Origin of the sequence: Rhodopseudomonas telluris, assembly GCF_042432815.1 — a bacterium.
In the GTDB taxonomy this organism is placed as follows: Bacteria; Pseudomonadota; Alphaproteobacteria; order Rhizobiales; family Xanthobacteraceae; genus Rhodopseudomonas; species Rhodopseudomonas telluris.
Genome location: NZ_JBHLWM010000012.1, coordinates 282528 through 299157 on the forward strand (window position 1 = coordinate 282528; position 16630 = coordinate 299157).

The window sequence follows — 16630 nt, forward strand, 5'->3', positions numbered from 1 at the left end:
GGAGTTACGATGAACGGCATTCATGACATGGGCGGCCTGCACGGCTTTGGAAAGGTCGAGATCGAGCCCAATGAACCTGTCTTTCACAGCAGATGGGAAGGCCGGGTCTACGCGCTGACCCAGGTCTTGGATACCAAGGGCATCTACAATCTGGATGAACATCGGCACGAAATAGAACTGATGGATGCCGCAGCGTACCTGACCGACGGGTACTATGGTCGCTGGCTGTTCGCGATGGAGAGCATCCTCACACGCAAGGGCATTATCAGCCGCGACGAGGTCGATCAGCGAGTGGACGCTTTGGAGACCGGCAGGCCTTCGAATCCTGTCGGGACCAATGATCGTAATTGGCCGCTCCCGGATGATAAGAAAATTGCCTGGGGTGCCTGGCGCAAGGATGTGCAGGTCAGCCCGAAGTTTCAAATCGGAGATCGGGTCACAGTCAAGAACCACCAGCCGGCAGGGCATACGCGGCTCACGCATTTCGTCCGCAACAAGACGGGTGTTGTCACGATCGTCAACGCGCAGGCCTGGGTCTTGCCGGATACGCGCGCGCATAACGCCGGCGAGAATCTTCAGCCGGTTTATAATGTCACGTTCTCATCCGATGAAATCTGGGGTGATGCGGCTGAGCCCAATGTCGAGATCAAAGTGGATCTGAGCGAAGATTACCTCGAGCGGGCGGAATGAGCCGATGAGCGCAAACGATCACGACCACGATCATCACCACCATGATGACCACCACCACGATCACGACCATGACCACGGTGTTGAAAAGCCTTGGCAGGCCGTCCGCACCGAAGCGATGGAAGCGCTGCTTTCAGAGCTGGGGGTGGTGGACTCGGACCGTGTCGATGAAATCGTATCGTACTACGAGGAGAAGATTGGACCGAAGTCGGGCGCGCGCGTCGTAGCGAAAGCCTGGACCGATCCGGCTTTCAAGTCCCGCCTGCTTGCCAACGGGCTTGAGGCCTGTGCTGAACTCGGCCTCGGTGGCCCCGAGACCGAGTATCTTCATGTGGTCGAGAATTCCCCGACCGTTCACAACGTCATCGTGTGCACACTGTGCTCCTGCTATCCATGGACGATCCTGGGCCTTCCGCCAGCCTGGTACAAATCCAGTGCTTACCGATCGCGGCTTGTCCGCGAGCCGCGGCGCGTGCTGTCGGAGTTGGGGCTCGCCCTCGACGAGAAGGTCAAAATTCAAGTCTGGGATAGCGTGTCTGAAATCCGCTATCTCGTGCTGCCGGAAAGGCCGGCGGGAACGGACGCGATGACGGAAGACGAACTCGCCGCCATCGTTACGCGAGACTCGATGATCGGCGTCGCTCGCCTTTGAACGTCGCTTCCTGGAGAACGAAGATGGATGCAAATCACGAAATTCAGGAGCTTCGCGAATTGGTCGGCTGGGGCGAATCCGACACGAGCCGCGGCTTCGCCGAGCCTTGGCACGCGAGGGCTTTCGCGCTCACGCTGGCCCTCTCGGAGCGGCGCCTATTTTCGCTTCGCGACTTTCAAGCCGCCCTCATTGGCAAAATAAACTCAAAAGAGAAGCTGGCATGTATCGTCGGCAGCGACGACTACTACACGCTATGGCTCGCAGCCTTGGAAAGCTTGCTCGCGCAGAAGAAAGTCTCGTTGGGAGAGCGGCTTTCGTTGTTCGAACATCAGGTGGTCGATGACGCGGAGTCGCGCAAAATACACCAGCTCACAACGTCGCGCGACAAAGACGGTCAGCTCAAGATCGCTCCGTTGGTCATCGACGGAGGCTTGGACGCTTCATCGATCTATTGAGGTGCGGAAGTCCGACGTCGGCAAGGGGGCTGCGCGGCATCAAGAATCTCACCGGAGAGCCCTGCGGCGACGGTTCAATCGATCTCGCGGTCGATCCACCCCGCCACCGCCCCACAGATCTCGCTGATCACGTCGCTGTCGCGCCGGCCGGTGCGGGCGGGAACGTGGAAGGCGTGGTCGGCGTCGGCGATCGGATGCAGGGTGGCGTGTTTGCCGAGGCCGCGGACCACCGGCGCGAGCAGCTCCGGCTCGGCGAGTTTGTCGCGCGTGCCCTGGACGAACAGCATCGGCACGCGGATGCCGTCGAGATGCTCGGCGCGTCCGACCGAGGGATTGCCGGCCGGGTGAAGCGGGAAGCCGAGGAAGACGAGGCCGCGTACGCCGCCCAGCGGCGCCAGCGCCTGGGCCTGCGAGGTCATGCGGCCGCCGAAGGATTTGCCGCCGGCGAGCAGCGGACGCTTGCCGCAGCGCCGGCGCGCCTCCGCGACCGCGTCGCGGATCGCCGCATGCGCGACGGCTGGCTGGTCCGGTCGCTTGCTGCCTTTCTCCATATAGGGAAACTGGAAGCGCAGCGTCGCGACGCCGTGCTGGGCGAGTCCCGTCGCGACCTGCTCCATGAACGCATGCGTCATGCCGGCACCGGCGCCATGCGCCAGCACCAGGCAGGCGCGTGCGTCGTGGGGCTTGATCCAGATCGCCGACAGCGGCGTCGGGGTCTCGCTGGCGATCTTGACCAGCTCGGTCACCGGCGCGCGCATCATTTCACCGGCGTCGCCGCGAGGCCGACAAGGTCGGCTTCCCAGCCGAACACCGAGCGGCCGCCGAGCGCCGGCGATGCGGCGCGCTCGCCACCAACGTAATCCTCGAACGAGGGCCCGCTCGCGGTGCGCTCCAGGCGGCGCGCCTGCGCGTCGAGCCGCCGGATCGTTTCCAGTTCCTCGTCGCGCCCGAGCTTGGCGTTCTGCACCGCGGATTTCAGCACGCGGATTGTCTCGTCATAGACCTTGATCGGGACCGGGTAGGGATGGCGGTCCTTGCCGCCATGCGCCAGCGAGAAGCGGGCCGGATCGGCGAACCGATACGGCGCGCCGTGCACCACCTCGGCGACCATCGCCAGCGATTGCACCGTGCGGGCGCCGACCCCGGGCGTCAGCAGCAATTCGGGAAAGTCGATCGGCCCGCGCTCGGCCGCGGCGGCCAGCGTGCCGTGCAGCCGGCGCGTGAACACGTCCGCCGAGCGGACATCGTGATGCGCCGGCATGATCAGATGCGGCAGCGTAGGCTGCGCCGCCGACTCGGTGGTCGCATCCAGATAGGTGCGGACCACGCCGTCGGGGCCGAGGTCCGCGAGCAATTCGAGCTGCGCGTCGCGCGACGGCGCCGCGCGCTTGTCGGTGAGGTTGACGATCTGGCCTTGCGTCGGCCCGTCGATCGCGGCGTGCGGCGCCTCGACGAAGCTGGCGAGATTCTCCGAATGCCAGTGGTAGCGCCGCGCCTGCCGCTTGGTCTCGTTCATGCCCTGCTGCACCACGGTCCACCGGCCGTCGTCGGCGACGAAGAAGCCGTGGAGATACAGGTCGAAGCCGTCCTGCACGGCGGCGCTGTCGACCTTGGCGACCAGCCGGCTGGCGCGGGTCAGGGCGTCGCCGTCGAACCCGACGCGCTGGCCGAGCGCCATCAGTTCGTCCGGCGTGCGCCGCGAATGCCGCCCGCGCCCGCCGCAGACGTGGAGGCCGAGCTCGCCCCCGAGCGGCGCCAGCCCACGCTTCAACGCGCCGATCACGCTGGTGGTGATGCCGGACGAGTGCCAGTCCATCCCCATCACGCTGCCGAACGCCTGAAACCAGAACGGATGGGCCAGGCGGGCGAGCAACTCCTCGCGGCCGTAATGGTGCACGATCGCCTGGCAGACGATGGCGCCGAGCGCCGCCATGCGGTCTGCCAGCCATTGCGGCACGCGGCCGCCATGCAGCGGCAGATCCGCGCTGCCGCTACGCCTGGTCATGTGGGGCCGATGTCTTGAAGATCATGGCTGGAGTCTAGGCAGCGTGCGGGGCTTTCGCAACGAAGCTTGTGGCGAAATGCCGGCAGCGGCGCGGGGCAACGAGGAGGCTGGATCGTTTGATCGCGTTGCAAGTTACCGGAAGGGCAGTGGAGGAGCCGAGGACCAATATGCGCGTGCGAAATCTGACGATCGGACTGCTGACGGGGATGACGCTGATGACCGGCCACAGTGAGGCCTCGCCACTCGACGATCTGCGCTGGAAAAACCGCGTGCTGGTGGTCGTCGCGCCCGCCGGCGATGCGGCCGCAGAGCAGCAGCGCAAGATCTATCAGGCATCGGCCGCCGGCATGTCCGAACGCGCGATCGTTCTGCGCGAGGCGGTGGGTGACGGTGATCCCGCGCGGCAGATCCGGTCGCGGCTGTCCGCCGACGGCCAACGCTTTCAGGTCTTTCTGATCGGCAAGGACGGCCACACCGCGCTGTCGTCGGACAAGCCGCTGTCGGCCGATCATCTGTTCGCCAAGGTCGATGCGATGCCGATGCGCCGCGACGAGATGCGCCGCGCGCGCTGAGCGCGTCGGCGGTCGTTCGCCAGCGCCGTCCTCGCCTGCAGGGTGTGTGCCGACACGCCGGCCGGCAGAGCGAATGGCGCGCTATGCGCCAAAAGAATAATCATTCCATTTTCAGCAAATGCATTCTCTGCAGCGCCGTCTTCATGGAACGGCGTGCTATCAACCTCTCGCCAGTCAGCAGCGATGAGTTGATCGCCTCTGTTAGTAGAATGTCATTCTCCGCGCGGGTGAAATAATGGAACGTTCCCGGCGTGGACTCGGTGCAAATCTTCTCTTATTCCGCTTGTTAGTTCCAAACGAACCACGTGCGTCAACGGCGATGCGCGTGCAAGGGAAGAGAGCAGATGGCTGATGATACCGAAGTCCGCAGGACACTTGCGGAAGGCGCAGCGCGCCAGCTTGCCAACGCTACCAAGACTCGCGCGCAATGGGGCGGTATTTCGCCGCGCTGGCTGGTGCCGCTGCTGCACTGGACACCGGTCGAAGCTGGTATCTTCCGTCTGAACCGCGTCAAGGAAACCCGCGGCGCGACCGCGTCACCGTCGTTCGATGTCGAGTGCAGTCCGCGCCGCGACCGCGATGCGGATCTGCCGGAGACCTTCGTCGACTACGAGGAGCATCCGCGCGAATACTTCCTCAACGCGGTCACCACCGTGCTCGACGTCCAGACCCGCGTCTCCGATCTCTACAGCCATCCGTTCGATCAGATCCAGGAGCAGCTTCGGCTCCTGATCGAGAAGGTCAAGGAGCGCCAGGAGAGCGAGCTGATCAACAACGCCGAATACGGCCTGCTCGCCAACACCGCGCCGTCGCAGCGGATTTCGACCCGCAAGGGTCCGCCGACGCCGGACGATCTCGACGAGCTGATCACCAAGGTGTGGAAGGAGCCGGCGTTCTTCCTGGCGCATCCGCGCGCGATCGCCGCGTTCGGCCGCGAGTGCACCCGCCGCGGCGTGCCGCCGCCGACCATCAACTTGTTCGGCTCGCCGTTCCTCACTTGGCGCGGGCTGCCGCTGGTGCCGTCCGACAAGGTGCCGGTCGACGAGCATGGCCGCACCAAGATCCTGTTGCTGCGCACCGGCGAGAAGAAGCAGGGCGTGGTCGGTCTGTTCCAGCCCGGCGTGCCGGGCGAGGTGGCGCCGAGCCTGTCGGTGCGCTTCATGGGCATCAACCGCAAGGCGATCGCGTCCTATCTGATCTCGCTGTACTGCTCGCTCGCGGTGCTGACCGAGGACGCGCTCGGCGTGCTCGATAACGTCGAGGTCGGCAAGTATCATGAGTACGCCTGAGCCCTCGGCGCATCCCGGGTCGGCAGCGGCAGCGCAACTCGGCGCGCTGCCGGATCCGGCGACGCTGGATCAGGGGGCGGCCGCTGCACTCGGCGCCCCCGATGTCGGCACCATCGCGCGGTTGGCGAATGCGTTCTTCGCGGCGCTGCCGAATGGCGCGGTGCCGGAGCCCGGCGCTGCGCTCGGCTCGGCGCCGCTGTTCGTCGCCGAGCCGCTGCAGAGCGCGATCCCCGGCACGCCGCCGTTGACGCCGCCGCTCAAGCCCAACCACAATCCCGGCTCGGCCTCGCCGATCCCGAAGATCGGCGCGGCACGGCCCTCGGCGCCGTTGTTTGCGCTCGATCCGAAGCTCGCGGCGGAGCCCGCGCACGCGCCGGCTGTGCCGCTGGATCTCACGGTGCCGCTCGCGGCGACGCCGGTCGCTCCGGCGCCGGCCTCCGCGCCCGCCATCCAACCCGTGTTCGCGCGGGAGACGGATCTTGCGGCTTTGCCGGGACGGCTCGGGGATTTGCGCAGCTTCGTGCCGCCCGAGGGGGCTGGCGCAGGCCCGTTCGGCGCGAGCGCGGTCGCGGCCTCTGCGCCGCTGTATTTCCTCGCCGACAATCCTCTGGCGCGGGCGACACCCGCCGCGCCGCCGTCACTGGCCCCGCGTGCGGAGACGTTCGATCTCGCAGGGCTGGCTTCGCAGCACCGCCCCGAGGTGCACGTCCTCGATCTGTCGGGCGCCCGGCCGTTCGACGCGCATGTATTCAAGCGCGACTTCCCGATCCTGCAGGAGACCGTCAACGGCCGGCCGCTGGTCTGGCTCGACAACGGCGCCACCACGCAGAAGCCACAATGCGTGATCGATCGGCTGGCGCATTTCTACAAGCACGAGAATTCCAACATTCACCGCGCCGCGCACACGCTGGCGGCGCGCTCGACCGACGCCTACGAGGCGGCGCGCGACAAGGTCCGCGCCTTCATCAATGCGCCGTCGGTGAAGGACATCGTGTTCGTGCGCGGCGCCACCGAGGCGATCAATCTGGTGGCGCAGGCCTGGGGCCGCCGCAATGTCGGCGAGGGCGACGAGATCGTTGTCAGCCATCTCGAGCATCACGCCAACATCGTGCCGTGGCAGCAACTCGCCGCCGAGAAGGGGGCCAAGCTCCGCGTCGCGCCGGTCGACGATCACGGCCAGATCTTGCTGGATGAGTACGAGAAGCTGCTCGGGCCGAAGACCAAAATCGTCGCCTTCACGCAGGTGTCGAACGCGCTCGGCACGGTGACGCCGGTCGCCGAGATGACCGCGCTGGCGCATCGCCATGGCGCCAAGGTGCTGGTCGACGGCGCGCAGGGCATCTGCCACCTGCCGGTCGACGTCCAGGCGCTCGACGTCGATTTCTACGCATTCTCCGGCCACAAGATGTTCGCCCCGACCGGCATCGGCGTGCTGTACGGCAAGGCCGACGTGCTCGAGGCGATGCCGCCCTGGCAGGGCGGCGGCAACATGATCGCCGACGTCAGCTTCGAGAAGACCATCTTCCAGGGACCGCCGGATCGCTTCGAGGCCGGCACCGGCAACATCGCCGACGCGGTCGGGCTCGGCGCGGCGATCGATTACTTAAGCCGCATCGGCATGGCCAACGTCGCCGCGCACGAGCACGAGCTGCTGGCCTACGGCACCGAGCACTTGCTCACGGTGCCGGGCCTGAAGCTGATCGGCACCGCGCGCGACAAGGCCGGCATCCTGTCCTTCGTGCTCGACGGCTGCCGCAGCGAGGACGTCGGCAAGGCGCTCGACCGCGAAGGCATCGCGGTGCGCGCCGGTCATCACTGCGCCCAGCCGATCCTGCGCCGCTTCGGCCTGGAGAGCACGGTGCGCCCGTCGCTCGCGCTCTACAACACCCACGACGATATCGACGCGCTGGTCGATGCATTGCGGCGGTTGCAGAGCGGGCGAGGGCTGCGGGGGTGATGATATTCAAGTTAGTCACAGCACTATCAACGCGTCATTGCGAGGAGCGCAGCGACGAAGCAATCCAGTCCCGTGCACGACGCTTCTGGATTGCTTCGCGGAGCCTGTACCCGGACGGCGCAAAGCGCCGATCCGGGTGCTCGCAATGACGGGGAGAGTTTGTCACTCGTCGCTTTACAACTAACTCATCGGAGCCAGCCCGCATGCCGCAATCCGCCGAGCCCCGTGTCGCCCCGGAACCAGCATGGGACCTCGGCGCGATCGTCGCCGACCTGGCCGGGCTGCGCGCCGTGTCGCAGCGGCGGCGCTATCGCGGGCGGCCGCTGCCGGAGCTGCCGTCGCGCGAGGCTGTGGCAGGCGTGCTCGATGCGCTGGTGTCGGCGCTGTATCCGCGCCACTTCGGGCCGTCCGGTCTATCGGAAGAGACGCTCGACGTGTTCGTCGCCGACACGATCGAGCAGGCGCTGCGCCGGCTGCGGCGCGAGGTGCGGCGCGAACTTCGGCTCAATGATCTCGACGGCACCGCCAAGCACGGCGAGATCGACGGCCAGGCGCTATCGATCGTCGCCGATTTCGCCCACGATCTGCCGCGCATCCGCGCGCTGCTCGACAGCGACATCCGCGCCGCGTTCGACGGCGATCCGGCGGCGAAGAGTCTCGACGAAGTCGTGTTCTGCTATCCCGGCGTCGCCGCGATGATCCGGCACCGGATTGCGCATCGGCTCTATGCGCTCGGCGTCACGATGCTGGCCCGGATCGTCGCCGAGATCGCCCATGCGCAGACCGGCATCGACATCCACCCCGGCGCCACCATCGGCGAGAGCTTCTTCATCGATCACGGCACCGGCGTGGTGATCGGCGAGACCGCGCGCATCGGCCGTCGCGTGCGGCTGTATCAGGCCGTGACGCTCGGGGCGAAGCGCTTCGAGACCGACGAGCAGGGCCGCATCGTCAAGGGCGGCGATCGCCACCCGATCATCGAGGACGACGTGGTGATCTATGCCGGCGCGACCGTGCTCGGCCGCGTCACGATCGGGCAGGGAGCGCAAGTCGGCGGCGGCGTCTGGCTGACCCGCAGCGTGCCGGCCGGCAGCGTCATCACCCAGGCCAAGCCGGTCGCCGACTCGTTCGAGAACGGCGGCGGGATCTGAGGCTCCTCTCCACCTGCACGCCGTCATCCTGAGGCGCCGCCGCGCAGCGGCGGCCTCGAAGGATGTGAAACGGAAAGAGGACCGCGCGGCCCATCCTTCGAGGCTCGCCCTGCGGGCGAGCGCCTCAGGATGACGCCGTGGGGATTGAGCCGCCGCGCATCAGGCGGTCAGTATGGCGGAAGAAAACAATTCTCCAAAGGTGCTTCTCGGCAGATAACAAACCCTGTCGTGGTGTCGAAATCCCCGCCCGGCGTTGTTTTTCTTCTCCGAACGTTGCAGCGCAGCAGCCGAGGCGGTACCCGATAGACAACGCCGTCGCGGTGACGGCATCTTTCGCCGATGAGCAAGCCCGTTATGAATGCCCCCTGGCAGCCGCCCGCGGGAGACCGTCCCGTCTCCCCTCCAACCTCTGAGACGGGCATCCTGATCGACCGCGTCCGCAAGGTGTATGCGGCCCGCAAGAGCAGCGCCGAGGTGGTGGCGCTCGACGACATCAGCCTCAGCGTGCCGAAAGGCGCGATCCTCGGCGTGATCGGCCGCAGCGGCGCCGGCAAGTCGACGCTGATCCGATTGATCAACGGCCTTGACAAGCCGACCAGCGGCCGTGTCGTCGTCAACGGCGTCGAGATCACCGCGCTGAGCGAACGCGAGCTGCGCGGCGCGCGGCGCTCGATCGGCATGGTGTTCCAGCATTTCAATCTGCTGTCGTCGCGCACCGCGTTCGGCAACGTCGCGCTGCCGCTGGAGATCGCCGGCACGCCGAAGGCCGTGATCGAAAAGCGCGTGCTGCCGCTGCTCGACATGGTCGGGCTGGCCGACAAGCGCGACCGCTATCCGGCCGAACTCTCCGGCGGCCAGAAGCAGCGCGTCGGCATCGCCCGCGCGCTCGCCACCGAGCCCTCGGTGCTGCTGTCGGACGAGGCGACCTCGGCGCTCGATCCGGAAACCACCGATCAGATTCTCGAGCTCTTGAAGCAGATCAATCGCGACCTGCGTCTCACCATCCTGTTCATCACCCACGAGATGGCGGTGGTGAAGGCGCTGGCCGACCGTGTTGCGGTGATCGAGGGTGGCCGCATCGTCGAGGATGGCGCGACCTTCGACGTGTTCGCCACGCCGCGCCACGAGGTAACGCGGCGGTTCGTGTCGTCGGTGACCGGCAGCGGCGCGCCGGAGTGGCTGCTGGAAAAGCTGCAGCCGACCCAGCCGCCGGGCGGGCTGGCGGTGCTGCGCATCACCTTCAAGGGCAGCGACGCTAACCAGCCGCTGCTGTCGCGGGTGACGCGCGAGTTCGGCGTCGATCTCAACATTCTGTCCGGTCAGGTCGAGATGATCGCCGGCCATCCGTTCGGCACCCTGATCGTATCGCTGGGCGCCGCGCCGGACGTGCTGCGTCAGGTGATCGCGCAACTGTCGGCCGGCAACAATCTGGTGGAGCAGCTCGGCTATGTCGCCTGAACTCATTCGCATGATCTGGTCGTCGCTGCTCGACACGCTGGCGATGGTCGGGCTGTCGGGCCTGTTCGGCACGCTGATCGGCCTGCCGCTCGGCGTCTTCCTCGCGACCAGCCGCGCCGGTGAATTGTTCGCCGCGCCGGTCGCCAACCGCATCATCGGCGTCATTGTCAACGCGACGCGCTCGACGCCGTTCATCATTCTGGTGGTCGCCATCGTGCCGCTGACGCGGCTCTTGGTCGGCACCTCGATCGGCACCGCGGCGGCGACCGTGCCGCTGACCATCGCGGCGATTCCGTTCATCGCCCGCGTCATCGAGGCGGCGATCCGCGAGGTCGATCATGGCCTGATCGAAGCGGCGCGCGCGTTCGGCGCCAGCCCGCTGCAGATCGTCCGCAAGGTGCTGCTGCCCGAGGCGATGCCGGCCGTGATCATGGCGCTGACGCTGACGCTGGTCAGCCTGCTGGGCTATTCGGCGATGGTCGGCGCGGTCGGCGGCGGCGGCCTCGGCGACCTCGGCATTCGCTACGGCTATCAGCGCTTCATGCCGGAGGTGATGCTCACGGTGGTGCTGGTGCTGATCGCGCTGGTGCAGGGCGTGCAGACGCTCGGCGACACGCTGGCGCGCAAGCTCGATCGCCGCACCCGCCGGTCCTGATCCCTTTCAAACGTCACGAGGAGTTTGTCGATGCGCCGTCTTGCCGTCTCGCTGATCGCGCTGGCTTTCGCCGGCGCCGCCCATGCCGAAACCATCCGGGTCGGCGTTACCGCCGGTCCGCATGCCGAGATCCTCGACGTGGTGAAGAAAGTCGCGGCCGAGCGCGGGCTCGACGTCAAGCCGATCGAATTCACCGACTACGTGGTGCCGAACCAGGCGCTGGCGCAGAAGGAGCTGGAGGCCAACTCGTTCCAGCACGAGCCGTATCTGAAGAACCAGATCTCCAAGACCAACTGGAAGATCGTCAAGGTCGCCAACACCATCGCGTCGCCGCAGGGCGTGTACTCGGTCAAGGTCAAGACGCTCGCCGATCTGCCGCAGGGCGCCACCGTGGCGATCGCCAACGATCCGTCGAACGGCGCGCGCGGCCTGCTGATCCTGGCGCTGCACAAGGTGATCAAGCTGAAGGACGGCGTCGGCGCCACCGCCAGCGTCGCCGACATCACCGAGAATCCGAAGAAGCTAAAATTCGTCGAGCTCGACGCCGCGCAGTTGCCGCGCTCGCTGCAGGACGTCGACCTCGTCTCGATCAACAACAACTACGCGGTGCAGGCCGGCCTCAACCCGGCCAAGGACGCCATCGCGCGGGAAGAGGTCGAAGGCCCCTGGGTCAACATCATCGCGGTCCGCGAGGAAGACAAGGACAAACCCTGGGTCAAGCAACTGATCGAGGCCTATCACTCCGACCCGGTCAAGCAGTTCGTCGAGACGCGGTTCAAGGGCACGTATATTCCGGCGTGGTGAGGCGGCGGGTGCCTGTGGCCCATCCTTCGAGGCCCGGTGCACCGCGCTAAGCGCGGCGCACCGGGCACCTCAGGATGACGCTGAATGTGTTGACCTTCAGCGGCCTTTCAAATGCAGAGTCGTCATCCTGAGGCGCGAGCGTAGCGAGCCTCGAAGGATGCGGCCAAGTTGCTAGTGGCAGACTGGACTTGAGCAAATCGAAGCCGAGGTTTCGTTACACCGCCCGCACTACCGCCCCGGCCGCGCCGCCATCTTCTCGTCCACCGCCGAGCCCGCCGTCAGCGCCAGCGCTGCGACGCTGACGATGCGGTCGATCACGCCGTCGACGTCGTCGAGGTCGCAAGTACCCTCGGACAGCCGCAGCAGGCGCTCGCTGTCGCGCACGGTCTGCTGCGCCATCGCCAGCGTGAAGTGCAGGCCCCAGTAAATATCAGCGTCGGCCTTGCCGGGCAGGGCGCGGCGCAGCGCCGCGGCGAATTTGCGCAAGTGATCGATCTCGCGGTTCTTGATCTTGCGGATCGGCGCGATCGTCTCGATCGAGGCGCGGATCATGAAGCGCGCCGAATCCGACCGCTCGCTCTCGCGGCCGAGACAGCCGCGCAATGACGGGCCGATCAGCGCACGCAGAATCTCCTCGACCGGCGCACGGCCGCCGCCGGCGGCTTCCGCCGCCTTCAGCAGCTTGAGTCGCTCGCGGTTGGTGACGATCGAGCGCGTCACGAACAGCTCGGCGATCAGTTCGTCCTTCGAGCCGAAGTGATAATTCACCGCGGCGAGGTTGACCTCCGCCGCCGCGACGATGTCGCGCAGCGTCACTTCGCCGAAGCCGCGCTCGGCGTAGAGCCGCTCGGCGGCCAGGAGGATCGCGGTGCGTGTGGTGTCGGCGGCCATGCCATCCCGTGGAAAATCGTCGAACTTGCATTTCAAACAGCTGTATGAAACTATCGTTTCATGGCCGGAAGTCAATGCGCGAGCGCGCGGGGGCGACCGGCATCCCGCCGGGATCGATCGCGGCGCGCGCCTGTGGCGCCGCCGAGGGCAGGGCGAAAGCCTTGCGATGGCCGGGCGGCGGGGAGACAGTGCCGGCAACCTTGTCGGCCAACAGCTTGGAAAAAGAGGATCGCCTGATGGATTTCACGATGTCCGATCGCCAGCGTGAATGGCTGGAACGCGTCACCGCCTTCATGAACACGCATGTTCGTCCGGCGGTGCCGATCTACAACAAGCAGGACGCCGAGGGTGAGCGCTGGAAGGTGATCCCGATCCTCGAAGAGCTGAAGGCGAAGGCCAAGGCCGAGGGTCTGTGGAACCTGTTCATGCCGCCGTCCTCGCACGAGGACGACGAATTCCACGGCGCGGGCCTCACCAATCTCGAATATGCGCTGCTGTCCGAGCAGATGGGCCACATCTCCTGGGCCTCGGAAGTGTTCAACTGCTCGGCGCCGGACACCGGCAACATGGAAGTGCTGATGCGCTACGGCACCAAGGAGCAGAAGAAGCAGTGGCTTCGCCCCTTGATGAACGGCGAGATCCGCTCGGCGTTCCTGATGACCGAGCCGGCGGTGGCGTCGTCGGACGCGACCAATATCGAGACCAGCATCGTCAAGGACGGCGATCACTATGTGATCAACGGCCGCAAATGGTGGTCGTCGGGCGTCGGCGATCCGCGCTGCAAGATCGCGATCGTGATGGGCAAGACGGACTTCAATGCCGCCAAGCATCAGCAGCAGTCGCAGATCCTGGTGCCGCTCGACACCCCCGGCATCACCATCGAGAAGATGCTGCCGGTGTTCGGCTTCGACGACGCGCCGCATGGTCACGGCGTGGTGCTGATGAAGGACGTGCGCGTGCCGGCGTCGAACCTGCTGCTCGGCGAAGGCCGCGGCTTCGAGATCGCGCAGGGCCGCCTCGGTCCGGGCCGCATCCATCACTGCATGCGCACCATCGGCAAGGCCGAAGAGGCGCTGGAGAAGATGGTCCGCCGGCTGCAGTCGCGCACCGCCTTCGGCAAGAAGATCATCGAATACTCGATCTGGGAGCAGCGCATCGCCGAGGCCCGCACCGACATCGAGATGAACCGCCTGCTGTGCCTCAAGGCCGCCGACATGATGGACAAGGTCGGCAACAAGACCGCGCAGCTCGAGATCGCGATGATCAAGGTCGCGGCGCCCAACATGGCGCTGAAGATCCTCGACAACGCCATCCAGGCCTATGGCGGCGGCGGCGTCTCGGACGACGCCGGCGTGGCCAAGGATTACGCCCACATCCGCACGCTGCGGCTGGCGGATGGTCCGGACGAGGTGCACAACCGCGCCATCGCCCGGCTCGAGCTCAAGAAGTACGCCAACACGGCGCACTGAGCCCGCAAGGGTGGGGCATCAGGCCCACGCAAAAACGTCGTCGCCGGACTTGATCCGGCGATCCATCTCTTGAAAAGATGGATACCCGGGCCTCGCCCGGGTATGACTGTTTTGGAACGTCGGAACGCGCGGCGCGGACCGCGCGAACAAGAACAAGGGAGCGCCACTTTGGTCGGGAAGCGAAATGACGAGGATTACGTCGGCACCAAGCCGGTCGAGGAGCGGCATCGTGTCGACGAAGCCCGCCTCGCGGAATGGATGCAGGCGAATGTCGAGGGCTATCAGGGCCCGCTCGAGGTCCAGCAGTTCCGGGGCGGGCAATCGAACCCGACCTACAAGCTCGTCACGCCGAATCGCTCCTACGTGATGCGGCGCAAGCCGTTCGGCAAGCTGTTGCCGTCGGCGCATGCGGTGGACCGCGAATTCAAGGTGATCGCCGCGCTCGGCAAGCAGGGCTTCCCGGTGGCGAAGGCCTATGCGCTGTGCACCGACGATGCGGTGATCGGCGTGTCGTTCTACATCATGTCGATGGAAGAGGGCCGGGTGTTCTGGGATCCGACCCTGCCGACCCAGACGCCGGAGTCGCGCTGGGCAATCTTCAAGTCGAAGATCGAAACCCTGGCGCTGCTGCACAGCTACGATCCCGAGAAAATTGGCCTCGGCGACTTCGGCAAGCCGGGCAATTACTTCGCCCGCCAGATCGACCGCTGGACCAAGCAATACAACGCCTCGGTGACCGATCCGATCCCCGAGATGGACCGGCTGATGGAATGGCTGCCGAGCACGCTGCCGGAGCAGGAGCGGGTGTCGGTGGTGCATGGCGACTATCGCCTCGACAACATGATCTTCCACGCCACCGAGCCGCGCGTGCAGGCGGTGCTGGATTGGGAGCTATCGACGCTCGGCGATCCGATGGCCGATTTCACCTATCTGCTGATGCAGTGGTCGATGCCGGGCCTCGCCGACGCCGACCTCAAGGCGCTGAACCTGCCGACGCTGGAGCAGGCCTCCGACATGTACTGCAAGGCGGCGGGGATCAGCGGCATCTCCAACATGAACTGGTATCTCGCCTACAACACCTTCCGGCTCGCGGGCATTCTGCAGGGCATCGCCGGCCGCGTCCGCGACGGCACAGCCGCCTCCGACAAGGCCAAGGAATCCGCCGCCCGCACGGTCCCGATGGCCAAGCTGTCCTGGGAATTCGCCCAGAAGGCCGGCGCGAAGTAAGCAAGGCGAGGAAATGACGGGGGCGCGGTCGGAAGCGACCGCGCCTTTGTCTTGCGCCGTGGTGTTCTAACCCAAAATGGAAACGGAATGTCCGTCAGGTTGATATCGGCATTGTTCGTCGCGTTGGTTGCGTCGGCCAGTGCGGCGAACGCGCAAGCTCCCGACCGGAAGGCGAGTCGGAGCCAGGCCGAAAACGTGGTCGAGCCGTCGTTTCCGGTGGTCGCGCCGGGCACGCTCCCCGCGAACTTGAAGGCGCTTGCTATCGTGCAGGCCATGCCGGATCAGCGCACCAAGCTCGTGCAGACGCCGCCGTTTTGTCTGAGCCGGTTGTCCGTTCTGGTGGAGTCCGCCGGCGGCACCGACGAGCTGAAGATGTTTGCGTCGAACGACAAGATGCTCAACGTCGAATTCCGGTCGCGGCCGGGAAGCGAGATCACCTTGCACTGTCTCGCCAACATCCACGCCGGGGTCCCGGACCGGAAGCTGTACAACGTCCGGCTGTCGATGATCGACGACACGACGGCCTTCGTCGATCTGCTGCGGCGGGTCGCTGGCAGCCTGTATGGCTGGCGCTCGTCCGATCTCGATGTGCGTGTCGCGACCTGCCTGACCAAGGCAAAACGCCCCCTGCAGAAGGACCTGTTCGGCGTCATGCCCGACACCGGCACCCTGAAGGGGATCGAGTGCTACACGGGGCGCCCCCCGGCGATCGTCCTGTTTGCTCCGGACACGGACTAATCACGCGTGGTCTCAGCGTGAGCCTCGGATGAACGCGAGCATCGCCCCGCGATGCGCCCGGAGCCGTGAGCCCGAACCAGAGCGCCGCCCGGAGCCCCACCGGCCCGGCCGAAGTCACCTTACACCAACCTCTCCCCGTCATTCCGGGGCGCGCGCAGCGCGAACCCGGAATCCATAGCCCCTGGAGTCACGACAAGCGCACCGCGCGGCGACACCGAGCGTCACAACAAAGGGCAGGGGTTATGGATTCCGGGCTCCCGCGCTCCGCGCGTGCCCCGGAATGACGACCGAGAGGCATTGAGTTACGCCAAGTAAGCGTTCGCCATCCGTGTAGCTCAATGCCCATCCCCAGCCGCAGCGCGCCCCCTCTCCCGCCTGCGGGAGAGGGCTGGGGTGAGGGCGCCCCAAGCACGGACTCCGCGACTCGCAGAGCGGAGTGCCCTCACCCGGATCGCTGCGCGATCCGACCTCTCCCGCAAGCGGGAGAGGTGGACGAACGCGCGCGCCCCGGACTCACGAACGTAGGATAGAGGCGAAAAGCAGTGTTGACAAAATTCCTAAAAGGACTATAGTCCGCCTCAACCCGCCCCGGGGAGAGGGGCGAAACGCGATCGTCACGG

The 16630-nt window shown here is 66.2% G+C and carries 17 protein-coding genes; 13 read left to right on the forward strand and 4 right to left on the reverse strand.

Annotated elements, in window-relative coordinates:
• Positions 1-9: 9 nt before the first annotated feature.
• From nthB to ACFFJ6_RS25195, 3 genes are read left to right on the forward strand one after another with little or no spacing between them, the layout of a single operon-like run.
• Positions 10-690: a nitrile hydratase subunit beta gene (gene nthB, locus ACFFJ6_RS25185; protein ID WP_378393126.1), complete on the forward strand. Its 681-nt coding sequence runs from the start codon at positions 10-12 to the stop codon at positions 688-690.
• Between the two features lie 4 nt (positions 691-694).
• A complete protein-coding gene (nthA, locus tag ACFFJ6_RS25190) occupies positions 695-1339 on the forward strand; it encodes a nitrile hydratase subunit alpha (RefSeq protein WP_378393128.1) in 645 nt (214 codons plus the stop codon).
• A gap of 23 nt (positions 1340-1362) precedes the next feature.
• Positions 1363-1794 carry a nitrile hydratase accessory protein gene (locus ACFFJ6_RS25195; RefSeq protein WP_378393130.1) on the forward strand — a complete coding sequence of 144 codons (432 nt, stop codon included), beginning with the start codon at positions 1363-1365 and terminating at the stop codon, positions 1792-1794.
• 74 nt (positions 1795-1868) lie between these two features.
• Here the strand turns inward: ACFFJ6_RS25195 and ACFFJ6_RS25200 are convergent, their stop codons facing one another.
• Together ACFFJ6_RS25200 and ACFFJ6_RS25205 are read right to left on the reverse strand one after the other, a co-directional pair.
• The gene (locus ACFFJ6_RS25200) at positions 1869-2552 is read right to left on the reverse strand and encodes an alpha/beta hydrolase family protein (protein WP_378393132.1); all 684 of its coding nucleotides are present in this window, start codon (positions 2550-2552) and stop codon (positions 1869-1871) included.
• Positions 2552-3799 carry a DUF763 domain-containing protein gene (locus ACFFJ6_RS25205; protein ID WP_378393134.1) on the reverse strand — a complete coding sequence of 416 codons (1248 nt, stop codon included), beginning with the start codon at positions 3797-3799 and terminating at the stop codon, positions 2552-2554. The genes ACFFJ6_RS25200 and ACFFJ6_RS25205 overlap by 1 nt, the downstream gene beginning before the upstream one ends.
• 167 nt (positions 3800-3966) lie before the next feature.
• On the opposite strand from ACFFJ6_RS25205, the gene ACFFJ6_RS25210 reads away from it, so the two are divergent.
• The 7 genes from ACFFJ6_RS25210 to ACFFJ6_RS25240 all read left to right on the forward strand — a co-directional run bounded on the left by ACFFJ6_RS25210 (position 3967) and on the right by ACFFJ6_RS25240 (position 11685).
• Complete coding sequence (locus tag ACFFJ6_RS25210; RefSeq protein WP_378393136.1) at positions 3967-4371, forward strand: DUF4174 domain-containing protein; 405 nt, start codon at positions 3967-3969, stop codon at positions 4369-4371.
• Positions 4372-4715: 344 nt separating this feature from the next.
• Positions 4716-5660, forward strand: a complete 945-nt coding sequence (locus ACFFJ6_RS25215; protein ID WP_378393138.1) for a family 2A encapsulin nanocompartment shell protein — start codon at positions 4716-4718, stop codon at positions 5658-5660.
• The gene (locus tag ACFFJ6_RS25220) at positions 5647-7617 is read left to right on the forward strand and encodes a family 2A encapsulin nanocompartment cargo protein cysteine desulfurase (protein WP_378393140.1); all 1971 of its coding nucleotides are present in this window, start codon (positions 5647-5649) and stop codon (positions 7615-7617) included. The genes ACFFJ6_RS25215 and ACFFJ6_RS25220 overlap by 14 nt, the downstream gene beginning before the upstream one ends.
• Before the next feature lie 203 nt (positions 7618-7820).
• On the forward strand, positions 7821-8768 hold the full coding sequence (gene epsC / locus ACFFJ6_RS25225; RefSeq protein ID WP_378393142.1) for a serine O-acetyltransferase EpsC: 948 nt from the start codon (positions 7821-7823) through the stop codon (positions 8766-8768).
• Positions 8769-9107: 339 nt separating this feature from the next.
• Positions 9108-10226: a methionine ABC transporter ATP-binding protein gene (locus ACFFJ6_RS25230; RefSeq protein ID WP_378393144.1), complete on the forward strand. Its 1119-nt coding sequence runs from the start codon at positions 9108-9110 to the stop codon at positions 10224-10226.
• Positions 10216-10881 (forward strand): methionine ABC transporter permease, encoded by a 666-nt coding sequence (locus tag ACFFJ6_RS25235; RefSeq protein WP_378393146.1) that lies wholly within the window; start codon positions 10216-10218, stop codon positions 10879-10881. The genes ACFFJ6_RS25230 and ACFFJ6_RS25235 overlap by 11 nt, the downstream gene beginning before the upstream one ends.
• 30 nt (positions 10882-10911) lie before the next feature.
• Complete coding sequence (locus ACFFJ6_RS25240; RefSeq protein ID WP_378393148.1) at positions 10912-11685, forward strand: MetQ/NlpA family ABC transporter substrate-binding protein; 774 nt, start codon at positions 10912-10914, stop codon at positions 11683-11685.
• A 228-nt stretch (positions 11686-11913) separates the two neighbouring features.
• Here ACFFJ6_RS25240 and ACFFJ6_RS25245 read toward each other — a convergent pair whose 3' ends face one another.
• Both ACFFJ6_RS25245 and ACFFJ6_RS25250 read right to left on the reverse strand, forming a co-directional pair.
• Positions 11914-12576 (reverse strand): TetR/AcrR family transcriptional regulator, encoded by a 663-nt coding sequence (locus tag ACFFJ6_RS25245; protein WP_378393150.1) that lies wholly within the window; start codon positions 12574-12576, stop codon positions 11914-11916.
• Positions 12577-12634: 58 nt separating this feature from the next.
• Positions 12635-12823, reverse strand: a complete 189-nt coding sequence (locus ACFFJ6_RS25250) for a hypothetical protein (RefSeq protein ID WP_378393152.1) — start codon at positions 12821-12823, stop codon at positions 12635-12637.
• On the opposite strand from ACFFJ6_RS25250, the gene ACFFJ6_RS25255 reads away from it, so the two are divergent.
• From ACFFJ6_RS25255 to ACFFJ6_RS25265, 3 genes are all read left to right on the forward strand, one after another.
• A complete protein-coding gene (locus tag ACFFJ6_RS25255) occupies positions 12813-14045 on the forward strand; it encodes an acyl-CoA dehydrogenase family protein (RefSeq protein WP_378393154.1) in 1233 nt (410 codons plus the stop codon). The two genes, ACFFJ6_RS25250 and ACFFJ6_RS25255, sit on opposite strands and share 11 nt — an antisense overlap.
• Before the next feature lie 168 nt (positions 14046-14213).
• Positions 14214-15272: a phosphotransferase family protein gene (locus tag ACFFJ6_RS25260; RefSeq protein ID WP_378393156.1), complete on the forward strand. Its 1059-nt coding sequence runs from the start codon at positions 14214-14216 to the stop codon at positions 15270-15272.
• Between the two features lie 111 nt (positions 15273-15383).
• Positions 15384-16010 carry a hypothetical protein gene (locus tag ACFFJ6_RS25265; protein WP_378393158.1) on the forward strand — a complete coding sequence of 209 codons (627 nt, stop codon included), beginning with the start codon at positions 15384-15386 and terminating at the stop codon, positions 16008-16010.
• The last annotated feature ends 620 nt before the right edge of the window (positions 16011-16630 follow it).

Excerpts from the sequence above, each read along its gene's own strand:
- nthB (WP_378393126.1), top strand. The coding sequence starts at position 10 with ATGAACGGCATTCATGACATGGGCGGCCTGCACGGCTTTGGAAAGGTC.
- nthA (WP_378393128.1), top strand. The coding sequence starts at position 695 with ATGAGCGCAAACGATCACGACCACGATCATCACCACCATGATGACCAC.
- ACFFJ6_RS25195 (WP_378393130.1), top strand. The coding sequence starts at position 1,363 with ATGGATGCAAATCACGAAATTCAGGAGCTTCGCGAATTGGTCGGCTGG.
- ACFFJ6_RS25200 (WP_378393132.1), bottom strand. The coding sequence starts at position 2,552 with ATGCGCGCGCCGGTGACCGAGCTGGTCAAGATCGCCAGCGAGACCCCG.
- ACFFJ6_RS25205 (WP_378393134.1), bottom strand. The coding sequence starts at position 3,799 with ATGACCAGGCGTAGCGGCAGCGCGGATCTGCCGCTGCATGGCGGCCGC.
- ACFFJ6_RS25210 (WP_378393136.1), top strand. The coding sequence starts at position 3,967 with ATGCGCGTGCGAAATCTGACGATCGGACTGCTGACGGGGATGACGCTG.
- ACFFJ6_RS25215 (WP_378393138.1), top strand. The coding sequence starts at position 4,716 with ATGGCTGATGATACCGAAGTCCGCAGGACACTTGCGGAAGGCGCAGCG.
- ACFFJ6_RS25220 (WP_378393140.1), top strand. The coding sequence starts at position 5,647 with ATGAGTACGCCTGAGCCCTCGGCGCATCCCGGGTCGGCAGCGGCAGCG.
- epsC (WP_378393142.1), top strand. The coding sequence starts at position 7,821 with ATGCCGCAATCCGCCGAGCCCCGTGTCGCCCCGGAACCAGCATGGGAC.
- ACFFJ6_RS25230 (WP_378393144.1), top strand. The coding sequence starts at position 9,108 with ATGAGCAAGCCCGTTATGAATGCCCCCTGGCAGCCGCCCGCGGGAGAC.
- ACFFJ6_RS25235 (WP_378393146.1), top strand. The coding sequence starts at position 10,216 with ATGTCGCCTGAACTCATTCGCATGATCTGGTCGTCGCTGCTCGACACG.
- ACFFJ6_RS25240 (WP_378393148.1), top strand. The coding sequence starts at position 10,912 with ATGCGCCGTCTTGCCGTCTCGCTGATCGCGCTGGCTTTCGCCGGCGCC.
- ACFFJ6_RS25245 (WP_378393150.1), bottom strand. The coding sequence starts at position 12,576 with ATGGCCGCCGACACCACACGCACCGCGATCCTCCTGGCCGCCGAGCGG.
- ACFFJ6_RS25255 (WP_378393154.1), top strand. The coding sequence starts at position 12,813 with ATGGATTTCACGATGTCCGATCGCCAGCGTGAATGGCTGGAACGCGTC.